Raw genomic sequence first — 14,773 nt, 5'->3', positions numbered from 1 at the left:
ATTAATAAACATTTTAGTTTACTAATTTGACATGGTCAGGTAGTCTTGCCAGACAATATCCATTGAGTCCGCATGAAAAACATCCTGTTAATTTCCGCCGCTTGCCTGCTGGCGCTGCTGTCGACCATCGGCGCCTCCCTGCCATATCCGATCCTGCCGCCCCTGTTTGCGGCCGAGGCGCCGAACGCCTTCAATAATTTCCTGGGCTTGCCGTCGAAACTGCTGTTCGGCCTGGCGCTGACCATCAATCCGCTGGGCTTGCTGATCGGCTCGGCCGTGCTGGGGCCGCTGTCGGACCGCTATGGCCGCCGTCCCTTGCTGATGCGCACGGCCGTGGGTGCGGCCATCGGCCACGCCATCACGGCCTGGGCGCTGGTGATCCAGTCCTATCCGTTGTTCATCGTGGCCCGTTTCATCACGGGTTTGCTGGAAGGTAACGGCGCCGTGGCGCGCGCCATGCTGGCCGACCAGTTGACGGGACCGCTGCGCCTGCGCGCCATGTCGTGGCTGAATGGCGCCTTTTACCTGGGCTGGCTGGTGGGGCCCATGTTGGCGGGCGCGACCCTGCATTGGGGCGTGACGGTGCCGTTCTGGATCGCCGCCGCCGCCCTGATGCTCGTCGCTGTGCTGGTGGCCGCCGGTTTGCCGCGCGAAACACCCTCGCTATTGACGACGTCGTGGTGGCAAGTGGCACGCGACCGGCATTCGCTGAACCTGCTGCGCCATGAGGAGTTGCGCACCCTGTTCATCGTGCAACTGGCGCTGACCTGTGGCGTGGCCAGTTTTTACGAGTTTTATCCGCTGTGGTTGGTCGAGACGGCCAGTTACCGTGCGCAGGAAATTGCCTGGGTGAATGTGGGACTGTGCGGCACGATGACGGTCACGTCCCTGCTGGCGGGTGGGCCCAGCCGGCATGCGCCGCTGTTGCGGGCCAGCTGGTATGCCTGTGGCGTGGCGCTGGCGGTGGGGATCTTGGCGATGGGCAATATCTGGGTGGGCATCGCCGCCATCGTGCTGTTCGGCATTCCGAATGCGCTGTACAACACGGTGATCCAGGGCTGGTGCGCCGAGCGTTTCAGCGTGCACGGGCAGGGCGCCGTGATGGGCTTGCTGGCCACCACCTTTTGCATCGCCAACATCGTCGTGGCCCTGAGCGGTTCCGTGCTGACCCTGATCGACACGCGGCTGATCCTCGTTGCGGGCGCTGTGTCCGCCGCCTGGGCCGCGTGGCGCATGGCGGCCTGGCGCCGCCAGCTGGACGGCACCGTTGACGCGAAGGTCGTGGCATGAATGCCAGCACGTCGGAGCAAACCCTGTTCCTGTTGAAGATGCGCGGGCCGCAGACGGCGCAGCAGTTGGCGGCCTTGCTCGAGATCACCTCCATGGGTGCGCGGCGCCAGCTCGAGGCGGCGCAAGACAAGGGCCTGGTGGCGCACGAGGACGTGGCCGACAAGGTGGGGCGTCCGTCGCGGCGCTGGGCGCTGACACGCGAAGGCCATGCGCGCTATCCCGACCGCCATGCCGACCTGACGCTGGAATTGATTACGCAAGTGAAAGCCCTGTTCGGCGACGAAGGGCTGGATAAATTGATCGGCGCGCGCGAACGCAGCAGCGAGCTGGCCTACGGCAGGCTGGTCGACTTGCGGCTTGCGCTGGCGCAAAGAGTGGACAGCCTGGCGCGGGCGCGCGATGGCGAGGGCTACATGGCCTATGCCGAGCCGCAGGATGATGGCAGTGTCTTGCTCGTGGAAAACCATTGCCCGATTTGCGCGGCCGCTACGGCGTGTCAGAATTTCTGCCGCTCGGAGCTGGCCATTTTTCAGCGGGTATTGGGGGACGATTGCACGGTGGAACGCAGCGAATATCTGCTGGAGGGGGGGAGGCGTTGCGTGTACCGGATCATGCCGGTGAGGTGAGCCCGGCAAAAAGCCGGGGTCGTACCCTGCTTGGTACGACCCCGGTATCTGCTCTTGGGGCTTGTTACTTTTTAGCCGCCTTCGGCTTGGCAGCCGGCGCCGCCTTTTCAGCCGCAGCTTGTACGCCTGCTGTGGCCTGTTCCGTTGCCTGCGCCACTTGCGCGCTGGCCTTGGCAATTTGATCTTCCACGGTTTTCACGGCTTGCCTGGTGGCCTTGGTCACTTGTTCGTAACCGAGGAAGGCGTTGTCGATGGCGGCCTTGACGATGGCCACGGCGTTTTCCGAGCCTGGCGGCACGTTTTTCGTGACGTCGTAGATCAGGGCGCTCAAATTGCTTTTCGCTTCGGCCACATGGGCTTCTGCGGCCGTGGTGAATTCCGTGTGGATTTCCTTGATGATGTCGTCGAGTTGCTGTTTATACGCTTTTGCACCGGCCACGCCCGGTTGCAGCTGGGCGGCGGCGGCGGCCATGGCGGCCTTCGGATCCTTGGCCTGGCTGATTTCCTTGCCGGCGGCAAGGCCATCCTCGATGCCGGACTTGGCGGTGGCCATGTTGAGTGCCAGTACCTGTTCCACGCCTTGCACGGCCTTGGAGGTGAGGGTGTTGAAGGTCATCAGCTGGAATTCAAACAGGGCCTTGGTGGCCGATGCGAATTGTTCGGGATTCGTAAACATGTGGTCTCCTCGGTTTGAATAGATACGTTCTTATCGTTCCATACTCTTTCGACGCCGCAATGCCATCGCTTGCTTTTAAATAATCAAGCCGGTGCCCCGTGTGGTCATGACCCCATTATTTAACAAGCGCCGGTTTTTCGCAACGGCTATCTTTGTACGGTCCCGAGGCCAGCTCCCAGCCAAATCCCAGAGTGGACTGGGCGCATGACAGGGTGCCGTCGATCTTGCTGCGCCACTGGTACCAGGGCGCCGGTCCGGCCGTTGCGCAGGCACAGGCGGCCAGCAGGGTCGTGGCGATCAGGTATTTCATAGGTGCTCCGAAAGAAAAGCCTGCGGGTATTGTAGCGCGCTTGCCGTTCAGGGAGCGGGCGATTGCGGCGCCGCAGCGGGCAGCTGCAGGGTGAAGGTGGTGCCGCTGCCGCTGCCGGCGCCGGTGATGCTGGTGGCATCGATATGGCCGCCCAGCACGCCCGTGACGATGTTGTGCGCCACGTGCAGGCCCAGGCCCGAACCGCCCGAACCGAGCTTGGTCGTGAAGAAGGGGTCGTAGACGTGCGCCAGGTCGTCGGCGGCGATGCCCACGCCGGTGTCGCTGATGGACAGGGTGATCGTCTGCCCATCGTCGCTGCCGCGCGCGGTGATGGCGATATTGCCGCCGCTGCGGCCCTCGAAGGCATGGCGCAGGCAGTTTTCCAGCAGATTGCTCAGCACCTGGCCCAGCGGACCCGGATAGCTGTCCATGGCCAGGCCGTCCGGCACGTCTTGCGTCAGGCTCAGGCCGGCGGCCTTGAGCGGCGTGCACATGGGCAGCATTAGTTCGGCGATGAACTGGCGCAGCAGGAAGTGGCGCCGCTGCGAACTGGCGCGATCGACGGCGATCTGCTTGAAGCTGGAGACCAGGTCGGCGGCGCGCTGCAGGTTGCGCAGCATGATGGCGTCCGCTTCGCTGGCCTGGCTCAGGTAGGCGCCCAGTTCGGAGCGGCGCAAGCCATCGAGGAAGCTGGCCTGGATTTCGCGCGTGCGTTCGGCCATGGTGGTGGCTATCACCAAGCCGTTGCCGATCGGCGTATTGAGTTCATGCGCGATGCCGGCCACCAGCGCGCCGAGCGCGGCCAGCTTGTCGCGGCGCACCAGTTCTTCCTGCGTGATGGAGAGGTTTTCCAGCGCCGCGGCCAATTCGCGGTTCGCCTGTTCGGAGTGTTCCTTGGCCAGCGTCAGGGCGGCCGTGCGTTCGTCCACCAGCTCTTCCAGGTGGGCGCGGTGGCGCTGCAGCTCGCGTTCATGGCGCATGCGGCCGATAGCGATGCCGGCCAAGTCAGTGGCCGTGTCGATCAGCTCCAGGTCGCGCGCATCGGGCTTGCGCACTTCGCGGTAATACATGGCGAACGAACCGAGGACGGCGCCATCCTGGCTGAAGATGGGGCGTGACCAGCAGGCGCGCATGCCGAACGGTGCCGCCAGCTCGCGGTAGGGCGCCCACAGCGGGTCGCGCATGATGTCGCTGACCACCACTTGTTCGCGCAAGTACATGGCCGTGCCGCAGGAGCCCACGCCGGGGCCGATGGCCACGCCTTCGAGCAGGGCCATGTAGTCGGGCGGCAGGCTGGGGCCGGCCGCGCTGTGCATGTGGATACCGTCGTCGTCGAGCAGCATGATGGAGCAGACCACGCCGCGCGACTGGCCTTCGATCAGCAGCAGCAGCTGGTTCAGGGTGGGGGTCAGGGGCGCGCCCTTGGCGACCATTTCCAGCAGGGTGCTCTGGCCCGCGCGCATCGCTTCGGCGAGGTTGCGTTCGGTCAAGTCGATGATGCGTGCATGCACGAGCTGCCGGCCAGGCACGGATAAGCGCATCAAGCGGATTTCGCAGGCGATCGGGTGGCGGTCGCGGTGGCAGCAGTTGGCGCGGAAGACGACGATCTTGCCTTGCAAGGTATCGCGGATCTTTTCTTCCAGCAGTTGCGGCGAGGCGAGACCATTGTCCTGATGCTTGGGGAACAGCGGCTCCATGCCGCCTTGCAACAGCTCGGCCAGCGGCATGCCGAACAATCCTTCGGCCAGGTGGTTGGCGTCGATCAGCAGGCGGTTATCGATATCGAACAGCAGCACGGCGTCGGGTGAACCGGCCAGGATGGAGTGGTAATTGACTTCCAGCGTTTGCGGATGCTGGGGGCGCGGTGGCGTGGCCGGAGTGGCGAAGGGGCGGGCGGCGGGCGCCTCGGCCTTGTGCAGCGCCAGTTCCATGAGGATTTTTTCCGCCACGTCGCGCGCATTGAAGGGCATCTTGATGTAGTCGCTGGCGCCGGCGCCCACGCTGCGGCCCTGTTCTTCGGCGCTGGGGGTGGCCGACATCAGTAGCAGGGGCACGCCATGGCGTCCGCCCGCATTGCGCAGCCGCATGCAGGTGGCGCCGATATTCGTGCCGGCCAGGGCCGCGTCGAGCAGGATCAAGTCCGTGCCGCCGGCCGCCAGTTCCACGCCTTCGTCGATATCGCCCGCCAGTCCCGTGCCCAGGTTATGCCGGTCCAGCACATACAGCAATTCGCGCACATCGTTAGTCGAATTGCTCACCAGTAGTACTTTGGCCCGGTCGGCGATGGAAGAAATCAACTGATTCATGGTGTCGCGCCCTTACGCGTATCGTGAGGCTAGTATTACATCAAGGCAAGTAGGAGTAAACGATAATTCTTGATGACCAAAAGCAATGCGTTTGTGTGCCGTTTTACGCTGCGTTTTACGCGTTTTACGCGTTTTGCGCGTTCTGTGGCGCCAGTTCGGCGCGCGCCTGTTCGATGCGCGTGTAATTATCCTCGATCCAGTCGACCAGCACGGCCAGGCGTTCGGCCGCTTCGCGTCCCAGCGGCGTGAGGCTGTATTCCACCTTGGGCGGTATCACCAGATACGCCTGGCGCAGTACGAAACCGTCGCCCGCCAGCGCTTCCAGGGTTTGCGCCAGCATTTTTTCGCTGACCCCGCCCACTTCGCGGCGCAGTTCGCTGAAGCGCCGCGTGCCGCTCAGCAGTAGTACCAGTACCAGCACGGCCCAGCGGCTGGTCAGGTGGCTGAGCACGGCGCGCGACGGGCAGGCGGCCGCCAGCAGCTGCGCTCCCTGGTTTTGCTGGGCGAGGGCGGCGCGCAGGCTGGCGCCGGGAGTGTCTGTGGACATGATAGTGGCCTTTAAGATTGGCGTGTGAATTCATACTTACCAAAAGGTACGTACTTACAATAAGTAAGTAATAGTCCTATTATAGGGTCTTACCACCCACCCTCCAAGGAAAAATCATGATCGTCATCACCGGCGCCACAGGCAATCTGGGCCAGCACGTCATTGCCAGCCTGCTCACATCCGTCCCCGCAGCCAGCATCATCGCCGCCGTGCGCAACCCGGCCAAGGCCGCCAACCTGGCTGCACTGGGCGTGCAAGTGCGCCAGGCCGATTACAACGATGGCGCCAGCCTCGATGCGGCTTTCAAAGGTGCAACGAAAATCTTGCTGATTTCGTCGAGCGAAGTGGGCCAGCGCGCGCAGCAGCACCAGAACGTCATCGATGCGGCCAAGCGCGCCGGCGTGGCTTTGCTGGCCTACACCAGTGTCTTGCGTGCCGACACGTCGCCGCTGGGCTTGGCTGCCGAGCACGTGATCACGGAAGCGGCCATCCGCGCGTCCAGCCTGCCGTACGCTTTCCTGCGCAACGGCTGGTACCTGGAAAACCACACGGAACACTTGGCGCCCGTGCTTGAGCATGGCGTGGTGCTGGGCGCGGCGCAAAACGGCCGCTTCTCGTCCGCTGCACGCGCCGATTACGCTGCCGCCGCTGCTGCCATCCTGACGGCCGAGCAGCCGCACGCCATCTATGAGTTGGCCGGCGACCAGGGCTTTACCTTGGCCGAGTACGCAGCCGAAGTAGGGCGCCAGTCGGGCAAGGCGATTGTGTATAAAGATTTGCCGCAGGCCGATTTCAAGGCGGCGCTGGTAGGCGTGGGCGTGCCGGACGGCTTTGCCGACTTGCTGGCCGATTCCGATGCGGGCGCGGCCAGGGGCGGCCTGGAAGACAATGGCAAGCAACTGAGCGCGCTGATAGGCCGTCCGACGGCGAGCCTGTTTGACGCCGTCAAGGCGGCGCTGGCGAAATAAGCAGAGGGAGGGTGCCGCAGGTGTGGGAGGCCACGCGGCATCCGGAAATGAAAAAAGCCGCAAACTCGTGAAAGTTTGCGGCTTTTTTGCGAATTAGGTAATGGTGCCCACGAAGGGACTCGAACCCCTACACCCGAAGGCACATGGACCTGAACCATGCGCGTCTACCAATTCCGCCACGTGGGCACTGATGCTGCTTGCTGCTTATTACTGCTGTCTCACTACTTTACTGCGGACTACAACGACAACAACTCGTTGCTGGTGGTGCCCACGAAGGGACTCGAACCCCTACACCCGAAGGCACATGGACCTGAACCATGCGCGTCTACCAATTCCGCCACGTGGGCATTGTGCTGCGAATTACTTTGTTGCCTTACTACTCTACTGCGGATCACAACAATCGATAACTTGTTGCTGGTGGTGCCCACGAAGGGACTCGAACCCCTACACCCGAAGGCACATGGACCTGAACCATGCGCGTCTACCAATTCCGCCACGTGGGCATTGTTACTGCTTGCTACTTCACGCTGCGTGTTCTGCAGCGAGGACAAAATCATAAGGGCTGGCGCGCATTCGGTCAATCAACATTTTGCACTTTTCTTCAAGAAACATGTTTTTTCGCCTGAAAACGGCTGTTCCCTATGAAAAAAGGTTAAATCTGCCTCATTTTTCAGCGTTTTTGCGCAGGTTTCCGTCCTTGGGCGTGCCGTGCAGCCCAGCTGCCGCAGTGCTGCCGCAGTGCTGCCGTCTTGCTGGGGGGGGGGCTTTTCTCTGCGGAAATGAAAAAAGCCGCAAACTCGTGAAAGTTTGCGGCTTTTTTGCGAATTAGGTAATGGTGCCCACGAAGGGACTCGAACCCCTACACCCGAAGGCACATGGACCTGAACCATGCGCGTCTACCAATTCCGCCACGTGGGCACTGATGTTGCTGTGACTAACTACTTTACTACTCTAGTACTTGTTGCAAAATAACTTAGCAACAATTCTGCTATTATAGCGACTTGAAGAGTTTTGCGCCAGATGAGCTTTCGCTCCATACTGCACATCAACCCTGTACCGCTTTCCTGTAACTGCATTCCCGTGAAGGTTTGTCGCTGCAAGAGGGCTAGATTATAGAGCAATATTTGCCGAAGTCAAATGTATTGCGCAGCTTTTCCTCTTTTTTTCATCGGCGGGGCACTTGTTCGGTTTTCGCTACGCTGCCCGTTAGGCAAACCAAGGCGTCCTCCGGTACACTACCGGGTATCACCGTGTCAATATTGACGGTGATGTCATCGGTCTTTGTATTCCGTTTGATCACTGTCAATAACAACTATAGAAATACTTTTGAGCCAAAATACCCACACCATCCCCAGCCGGGAGGACATTCTCGGCATATTCCGCAGCGTCAGCGCGCCTCTCGATCCGCAGTCTCTCGGGAAAACGCTGCAAGTGCATGCCGATTCCATGGATGTCCTGGTTCGTCGCCTGAAGGCGATGGAGCGCGACGGCCAGTTGAAGTCTGATGCCAGCGGTGTTTTCAGCCTGGCCGACCAGAGCGCGCTTGTCGCCGGTCGCGTCACCAGCCATCGCGATGGCTTCGGTTTCGTCATTCCTGACGATGCCAGCGCCGACCTGTTCCTGCCTGAGAAAGAAATGCAGAAAGTCCTGCATGGCGACAAGGTCATGGCCCGCATCGTCGGCACGGACCGCCGCGGCCGCCCGGAAGGCACAATCGTGGAAGTCACTTACCGCGCGAATAGCCACGTCATCGGCCGGTTGATCCAGGAAAACGGTACCTGGGTGGTGGCGCCGGAAGACCAGCGCATCGGCCAGGACATCCTGGTAACCGGTTCGGTGGGCAAGGCGAAGGCCGGTCAGATCGTCAGTGTCGAGCTGACCGAGCAACCGATGCGCTTCAAGCAGCCAGTCGGCAAGATCGTCGAAGTGCTCGGTGCGCTCGATGATCCCGGCATGGAAATTGAAATTGCCGTGCGCAAATTCAACGTGCCACACATATTTTCCGCCGCCGCTCTCAAGCAAGCTGAAAAGCTGCCGTTCGAAGTGCGCGACGCCGACCTGAAAGACCGTGTCGACCTGCGCGATGTGCCGCTCGTCACCATCGACGGCGAAGATGCGCGCGATTTCGACGATGCCGTGTATTGCGAACCCGTCAAGATCGGCCGCGCCAACTGCTTCCGCCTGATCGTGGCGATTGCCGACGTCAGCCATTACGTGAAGCCGAATGACGCGCTCGATATCGATGCGCTCGAGCGCAGCACCTCCGTCTATTTTCCGCGCCGCGTGATCCCGATGCTGCCGGAAAAACTGTCGAATGGCCTGTGCTCGCTGAACCCGGCTGTCGACCGCTTGACCCTCGTGTGCGACGCCGTCGTCAGCGACAAGGGCGAGCTGAAGGCGTACCAGTTCTACCCGGCCGTGATTCACTCTGCCGCGCGCCTCACGTATGACGAAGTCGCTGCCGTGCTGGGCAACACCAAGGGACCCGAAGCGGCACGCCGCGCGGACATCCTGCCGCACCTGCAAAACCTGGAAGCCGTCTACCGCGCCTTGCTGAAAGCACGCACGGAACGGGGCGCCATCGATTTCGAGACGACGGAAACGTATATCGTCTGCAATAGCGCCGGCAAGATCGAAAAGATCATCCCCCGCACGCGCAACGAAGCGCACAAGATTATCGAAGAGTGCATGCTGGCAGCTAACGTCTGCGCGGCCGATTTGCTGCTGCGCAACAAGCACCCGGGCACTTACCGCATCCACGCCAGCCCGACCAAAGAAAAGCTCACGCAAGTGCGCACCTTCCTCAAGCAGGTCGGTTTGAACCTGACGGGCGGCGACACGCCATCGGCATCGGATTACCAGACCTTGATGCAGCAGATCAAGCTGCGTCCCGACGCGGCCTTGCTGCAAACGATGCTGCTGCGTTCGATGCAGCAAGCCGTCTACAGCCCGGACAATATCGGTCACTTCGGTCTGGCCTACGAGGCGTATGCCCACTTCACCAGCCCGATCCGCCGCTATCCCGACCTGCTGACGCACCGCGCCATCAAGGCTATTTTGCAAGGCAAGAAATACGAGCCGAAGCTGTCCGATAAGGTCGTGTTGAACACCAACGTATCGAACGCCACGCGCAAGCAGCAGGCCAAGGACAAGGCCGACGGTAAGCCGAAGAAAACGGATCTCACCATTTGGGACGCGCTGGGCGTGCATTGCTCTGCCAACGAACGCCGCGCCGACGAGGCGTCGCGCGACGTGGAAGCGTGGCTGAAGTGCTACTTCATGCAAGACAAGCTGGGCGAAGAATTCACCGGCACCATCACGGGCGTGACCACCTTCGGCGTGTTCGTGCAGCTCGATACCCTGTTTGTCGAAGGCCTGGTGCACGTCACCGAGCTGGGCACCGACTACTTCCAGTACGACGATGCGCGCCATGAATTGCGTGGCGAACGCACGGGCAAGCGCTATCAACTGACGGACCGTCTGACGGTGCAAGTGGCGCGTGTCGACCTGGAAACGCGCAAGATTGACCTGCGCCTGGTCACCGATGCGGAACTGGCAGGCGAAGAAGCGCCGGCCAAACAGTCGGGCGGCAAGCGCAAGGGCGAGAAGAAATCCATGGTCAAGCCAGGTCCCGCGACCGAGCAGCGCCACGAGATCAAGACCAGCGTTACAACTGGCGCCAAGGCCGGCGGTAAGCCCGGCAATGGTTCCGGCGGCCGATCCAACGGCGCCAAGCCTGCAGCCAAGGCGCAAGCCAACGCAGCCCCGAAGGAAGCCCCTAAGGCGGCAGCGCCGAAGCGCAGCAAGAAACCTGCCGCGGCACCTGCCGCAGCGGCACCACGTGCAGCAAAAACTGTATCAAAAACAAGCAAAAGCAAGCGATAAAAGAAGCGATAACACATGAAGAATAAAATGATTTTCGGCTTCCACGCCGTCACCTCGCGTCTGCGTCATGAAGCGTCGTCCGTGGAAGAAATTTTTGTCGATGCCAGCCGCGTCGACGGCCGCATGAAGGACATGATCGCCGCCGCCAAGGCTGCCAACGTGCGCGTCATGCCCGTCGACTCGTCGCGTCTGGACAAGATCGTCGGCACGCGTCGCCACCAGGGCGTGATCGCCTTTGCGTCGCAACTGTCGCTGGCGCGCAATCTCGATGAGTTGCTGGACGCCATTGACGGCCCGCCGCTGCTGTTGATACTCGACGGCATCACCGACCCGCACAACCTGGGCGCCTGCCTGCGCGTGGCCGACGGCGTCGGCGCACATGCCGTCATCGTGCCGAAGGACCGCGCCGTGGGTTTGAATACCACGGCCGCCAAGGTCGCCAGCGGCGCCGCCGAAACCGTTCCGTACATCACCGTGACGAATCTGGCGCGCACCATGCGCGAACTGAAAGAGCGCGGCATCTGGCTGATCGGCACCACCGACGATGGCGAAAAAGGTTTGTACGAAGCCGATTTCACGGGCCCGACGGCCCTGGTCATGGGTTCCGAGGGCGAAGGCATGCGCCGCCTGACGCGCGATACCTGCGACATCCTCGTCAGCATCCCGATGTTCGGCTCCGTCGAGAGTCTGAACGTGTCGGTCGCTTCCGGCGTGTGCTTGTATGAAGCGCGCCGCCAGCGCATTGCGCTGGAAGCATAAAAACGTCCTGACCGTTTTGTAGCGCTTCCAAAAGTCAGCCGCCGCCCTTGAGGCGGCGGTTGTTTATCTGCCTCTCCGGCAGCACGCCGCCGAATACGCTACCATTTGCGTTCCACCTTATCTGTTTTCATTATGTTCCACCACCTGCGCGAAGACATCAACAGCATCATCGAACGTGACCCCGCCGCCCGCAATGGCTGGGAGGTGCTGACCTGTTATCCGGGATTGCACGCCATCGTCATGCACGGCTGGGCGCACTGGTGCTGGACGCGGCACATGAAGTGGGTGGGGCGCTTCATTTCCTACCTCGCCCGCATCATCACGGGCATCGAAATCCACCCGGGAGCCACCATTGGCCGGCGCGTCTTCATCGACCATGGCTTCGGCGTGGTGATCGGCGAGACGGCCGTTGTCGGCGATGACTGCACCATCTACCAGGGCGTGACCCTGGGCGGCACCTCGCTGCACAGCGGCAGCAAACGCCATCCAACCCTGGAACGCGGCGTTATTGTCGGCGCTGGCGCCCAGGTGCTGGGCAGCTTCACGGTGGGAGAGTATGCCAAGGTGGGCTCGAACGCCGTGCTGTTGAAGCCCGTGCCTTCGGGCGCCACGGCTGTCGGCAACCCGGCGCACATCGTGCAAAAGGATGTCAACGCCTTGCGCGAGGGTAGCACGGCCCACCTGTTCGCCGCGTATGGCGTCACGCCCAACGGCGACGATCCGCTGTCGAAAGCTCTGCAAGGCTTGATCACGCATGCCGTGGCGCAGGAACAGCGCATCGAAACCATTCTCGCCACCCTGAAGGCGGCGGGCATATGCTGCCAGGCTGTGCCTGAGTGTGATAAATTTGATTCCGAGCAAATGAACAAGCTGGTTGATTAAGGATATAGGCATGAACACTGATGTGACAGCAGGCGAAAAAAGTACTGACAATCCGAATCTGCTCGACCCCTTCGAGATCCGCGTGCTGGCCGTGCTGGCCGAAAAGGAAGCGCTGACGCCGGACAGCTATCCGCTGTCGCTGAATGCCCTGACGAACGGCTGCAACCAGTTGTCCAGCCGCGACCCCGTCATGGCGCTCTCCGAGGAAACCGTCTACGACGTGCTGCAGCGTTTGATGCAGCGCAAATTCGTCAACGGCATCACGCAGGCCGGCGCGCGCGTCGCCAAGTACGAACACCGCATGCGCATCAAGTGGTCGCTGGAACAGGAAAAGCTGGCTATCCTGGCCATATTGATGCTGCGCGGCTTGCAGACGGCCGGCGAGATCCGCAGTCGCAGTGGCCGCGTGCATGAATTCAAGTCGGTGGCGGAAGTGGAATCGGGCCTGCAGTTTTTGATCGACAAATACCCGCCGCTGGTGGCCAGGCTGGCCGTCGCCCCCGGTGCCAAGGAACCGCGCTACGGCCACTTGCTGGGCGGCGCAGAAGCACTGGCGCAAAGCGAGACGGCGGCCGGTTTTGCCGGCGTTGTCAGCGCGCCGCAGCAGGGCAGCCGCGTGGCCCAGCTGGAACAGGAAGTGCTGCAATTGCGCAGCGACTTCGATGGCCTGGCGGCGCAGTTCGAAGCGTTCCGCAAGCAGTTCGAATAGTTTTCCGAGCACGCGCCTATTGGGCCTGCGGGTCGAAATAGGCGGTCCAGGTTTGTCTGGAAGCGGCAAGGCCCCGCGCCTTGCCAAATTGCGCCATGGCCTTGCGGGGTTTTGCCAGTCCGGCCAGGGCCACCCCCAGGTTGTAATGGGTATGGCTGTCCGTCGAGCCCAGCTTGAGTGCCGTTTCCAGTACGTTGAAGGCTTCCCTGTACTCACCCTGGTCACACAGCACGGCGCCCAGGCAAGTGATCAGGGCGGTATCTTGCTGGGCCGCTTGCAAGGCGCTGCGCAACACGGCTTCAGCTGCCGCCATATGCGCATCCCATTGCCCGGCATCGCCTTCGGCCAGCTTTATATGCGCCTTGCTTGCGGCGATGGCGTCCATTGCCGCCTTAGCCGGGCCAGGCGGCGGCATTGCTTCCGGTTTCATAATCGACGCTGGCGGTAAAATCCCAGTCATCGGTGTCACGCCCTGTCTTCTCTGACCAAGCTTCGGGAGCGACGCTCAACAGTTCTTCCAGCCAGTCGTCCGTTTGATCTGGCATCAGTGTGGGGTCGGCCAGAACGCTGTCATAAGTAGCTTTGCCCGAGCCGACGACGAAACAGCGCGCATACAGGAAACCGTCACCCGACTTTCCTGATGCACCGGCATGGTCCGCAAACACTTTGCCATCGAGCTTGTACAGTGCCTGAGCCAGGCACTCCTCGAAGCCCTTGATGTCCTTGACCGGCAACTCGGCGAGCGCTTCGGTCAACGGTTCCACCGCGGCATCGGCGTCGCCGTCTTCCAGGGCCTCTCGATCGATTTGCTCTATCAGCTGCCAAAATTTTTCTTCGTTCATTATATATTCCTGGTAAATGGTCAATCGATACTGAAAGAGGTCAGGCATGCAATGCCGGTGGCGCCAGTCGTCCCGTCTGCGCATCTTGAGCTTGTTCAGAATATCATCTTGCTCGAATACCAAGCGCACCGTTTCCCTAACCCTAAGTAACTATTTTGCATTCAACAAGGAGATAGGCCGTGTCCTTTACCATTCCTTCCACGCCGCAAACAGTTCGAATGATGGCGCTGGTCGGATCAGGCGGCGTGCCCTTACTCATCCGACCAGCGTAACGTCATTTTGGATCAGCCGCTCCCTGTCAGTCCGGTCGCGTTTCCGGTATCATTCGGCATGAATAATATTTCCTTCCAACCGTTTGTTATTGGTGTCGCTGGCGGAAGCGGCAGTGGCAAGTCCACCGTATCTCAGCAAGTGCTCGCGTCGTTTGGTGCCGACATGGTCTCGGTCGTGATGCAGGACGATTACTACTGCGACCAGACGCACCTCAGCCCTGAAGTCCGTCGCCAGCAGAATTACGACCATCCGCAGGCGTTCGAGTGGCCATTGCTGGTGCAGCATATCCAGGCCTTGCGCAACGGCGAGGCGATCGAGATGCCGGAGTACGACTTCACGCTGCACAATCGCTCCAGCAGGACCATTCCAGTCAAGCCGGCTCCGGTGATCGTGATCGAAGGCCTGTTTGCCTTGTATGACGAAGACTTGCGCGACATGATGTCGCTGAAGATCTTTGTCGACACCGCTTCTGACGTGCGCTTCATCCGCCGCATGCAACGCGATATCACCGAACGCGGCCGCTCGGTGGAAAGCGTCATAGAGCAGTATCTGGAAACAGTACGCCCGATGCACAAGCAATTCATCGAGCCGACCAAGCGCAATGCCGATGTCATTTTGCCGCATGGCGCGAATGGCCCCGCAGTCGACATGATTACCGCCAAGGTGGCGAGCGTCATCGGTCGGTTGAAATAGCCCGCTA

Annotated in this window: 14 protein-coding genes and 4 tRNA genes; 8 read left to right on the top strand and 10 right to left on the bottom strand. The window is 61.3% G+C overall.

Annotation, left to right across the window (positions count from 1 at the left end; translation table 11 throughout):
• The first annotated feature begins 72 nt into the window (after positions 1-72).
• Together ACQ4W7_RS21220 and ACQ4W7_RS21215 are read left to right on the top strand one after the other, a co-directional pair.
• Positions 73-1,290, top strand: a complete 1,218-nt coding sequence (locus ACQ4W7_RS21220; protein ID WP_436533030.1) for an MFS transporter — start codon at positions 73-75, stop codon at positions 1,288-1,290.
• The gene (locus ACQ4W7_RS21215; protein WP_436533028.1) at positions 1,287-1,916 is read left to right on the top strand and encodes a helix-turn-helix transcriptional regulator; all 630 of its coding nucleotides are present in this window, start codon (positions 1,287-1,289) and stop codon (positions 1,914-1,916) included. Before ACQ4W7_RS21220 ends, ACQ4W7_RS21215 begins: the two co-directional genes overlap by 4 nt.
• 64 nt (positions 1,917-1,980) lie before the next feature.
• Here ACQ4W7_RS21215 and phaP read toward each other — a convergent pair whose 3' ends face one another.
• The 4 genes from phaP to ACQ4W7_RS21195 all read right to left on the bottom strand — a co-directional run bounded on the left by phaP (position 1,981) and on the right by ACQ4W7_RS21195 (position 5,755).
• Positions 1,981-2,592 (bottom strand): TIGR01841 family phasin, encoded by a 612-nt coding sequence (gene phaP / locus ACQ4W7_RS21210; protein WP_426072253.1) that lies wholly within the window; start codon positions 2,590-2,592, stop codon positions 1,981-1,983.
• A 115-nt stretch (positions 2,593-2,707) separates the two neighbouring features.
• Positions 2,708-2,902 carry a hypothetical protein gene (locus tag ACQ4W7_RS21205; RefSeq protein ID WP_426072252.1) on the bottom strand — a complete coding sequence of 65 codons (195 nt, stop codon included), beginning with the start codon at positions 2,900-2,902 and terminating at the stop codon, positions 2,708-2,710.
• Between the two features lie 47 nt (positions 2,903-2,949).
• On the bottom strand, positions 2,950-5,208 hold the full coding sequence (locus tag ACQ4W7_RS21200) for an ATP-binding protein (RefSeq protein WP_436533025.1): 2,259 nt from the start codon (positions 5,206-5,208) through the stop codon (positions 2,950-2,952).
• Positions 5,209-5,332: 124 nt separating this feature from the next.
• Positions 5,333-5,755, bottom strand: a complete 423-nt coding sequence (locus ACQ4W7_RS21195; RefSeq protein ID WP_426072250.1) for a winged helix-turn-helix transcriptional regulator — start codon at positions 5,753-5,755, stop codon at positions 5,333-5,335.
• Positions 5,756-5,871: 116 nt separating this feature from the next.
• On the opposite strand from ACQ4W7_RS21195, the gene ACQ4W7_RS21190 reads away from it, so the two are divergent.
• A complete protein-coding gene (locus ACQ4W7_RS21190; RefSeq protein ID WP_436533023.1) occupies positions 5,872-6,723 on the top strand; it encodes an SDR family oxidoreductase in 852 nt (283 codons plus the stop codon).
• A gap of 101 nt (positions 6,724-6,824) precedes the next feature.
• On the opposite strand, the gene ACQ4W7_RS21185 is transcribed toward ACQ4W7_RS21190, so the two are convergent.
• The 4 genes from ACQ4W7_RS21185 to ACQ4W7_RS21170 all read right to left on the bottom strand — a co-directional run bounded on the left by ACQ4W7_RS21185 (position 6,825) and on the right by ACQ4W7_RS21170 (position 7,641).
• A tRNA-Leu gene (locus ACQ4W7_RS21185) sits at positions 6,825-6,909 on the bottom strand.
• A 76-nt stretch (positions 6,910-6,985) separates the two neighbouring features.
• Positions 6,986-7,070 (bottom strand) — tRNA-Leu (locus tag ACQ4W7_RS21180).
• Between the two features lie 71 nt (positions 7,071-7,141).
• Positions 7,142-7,226, bottom strand: a tRNA-Leu gene (locus ACQ4W7_RS21175).
• Between the two features lie 330 nt (positions 7,227-7,556).
• Positions 7,557-7,641, bottom strand: a tRNA-Leu gene (locus ACQ4W7_RS21170).
• 408 nt (positions 7,642-8,049) lie between these two features.
• Here ACQ4W7_RS21170 and rnr point away from each other — a divergent pair.
• The 4 genes from rnr to ACQ4W7_RS21150 all read left to right on the top strand — a co-directional run bounded on the left by rnr (position 8,050) and on the right by ACQ4W7_RS21150 (position 12,958).
• Positions 8,050-10,608 carry a ribonuclease R gene (gene rnr / locus ACQ4W7_RS21165; RefSeq protein WP_426072248.1) on the top strand — a complete coding sequence of 853 codons (2,559 nt, stop codon included), beginning with the start codon at positions 8,050-8,052 and terminating at the stop codon, positions 10,606-10,608.
• 15 nt (positions 10,609-10,623) lie between these two features.
• Complete coding sequence (gene rlmB / locus ACQ4W7_RS21160) at positions 10,624-11,367, top strand: 23S rRNA (guanosine(2251)-2'-O)-methyltransferase RlmB (RefSeq protein ID WP_071078185.1); 744 nt, start codon at positions 10,624-10,626, stop codon at positions 11,365-11,367.
• Positions 11,368-11,499: 132 nt separating this feature from the next.
• On the top strand, positions 11,500-12,249 hold the full coding sequence (gene cysE, locus ACQ4W7_RS21155) for a serine O-acetyltransferase (protein WP_426072247.1): 750 nt from the start codon (positions 11,500-11,502) through the stop codon (positions 12,247-12,249).
• Between the two features lie 10 nt (positions 12,250-12,259).
• A complete protein-coding gene (locus ACQ4W7_RS21150) occupies positions 12,260-12,958 on the top strand; it encodes a YceH family protein (RefSeq protein WP_436533020.1) in 699 nt (232 codons plus the stop codon).
• A gap of 16 nt (positions 12,959-12,974) precedes the next feature.
• Here ACQ4W7_RS21150 and ACQ4W7_RS21145 read toward each other — a convergent pair whose 3' ends face one another.
• Entirely contained in the window at positions 12,975-13,343 is a 369-nt protein-coding gene (locus ACQ4W7_RS21145) for a tetratricopeptide repeat protein (protein WP_426072245.1), read from the bottom strand.
• A 7-nt stretch (positions 13,344-13,350) separates the two neighbouring features.
• On the bottom strand, positions 13,351-13,800 hold the full coding sequence (locus ACQ4W7_RS21140; RefSeq protein ID WP_426072244.1) for a DUF4240 domain-containing protein: 450 nt from the start codon (positions 13,798-13,800) through the stop codon (positions 13,351-13,353).
• A gap of 330 nt (positions 13,801-14,130) precedes the next feature.
• Here ACQ4W7_RS21140 and udk point away from each other — a divergent pair, with 330 nt between their 5' ends.
• Positions 14,131-14,766 carry a uridine kinase gene (gene udk, locus ACQ4W7_RS21135; protein WP_426072243.1) on the top strand — a complete coding sequence of 212 codons (636 nt, stop codon included), beginning with the start codon at positions 14,131-14,133 and terminating at the stop codon, positions 14,764-14,766.
• Positions 14,767-14,773 lie beyond the last annotated feature (7 nt).

The organism is Janthinobacterium algoris (assembly GCF_051380935.1).
Lineage (GTDB): Bacteria > Pseudomonadota > Gammaproteobacteria > Burkholderiales > Burkholderiaceae_D > Janthinobacterium.
The sequence above is the reverse complement of the archived record's forward strand: the minus strand, read 5'-3'. Positions and strand labels throughout refer to the sequence as shown.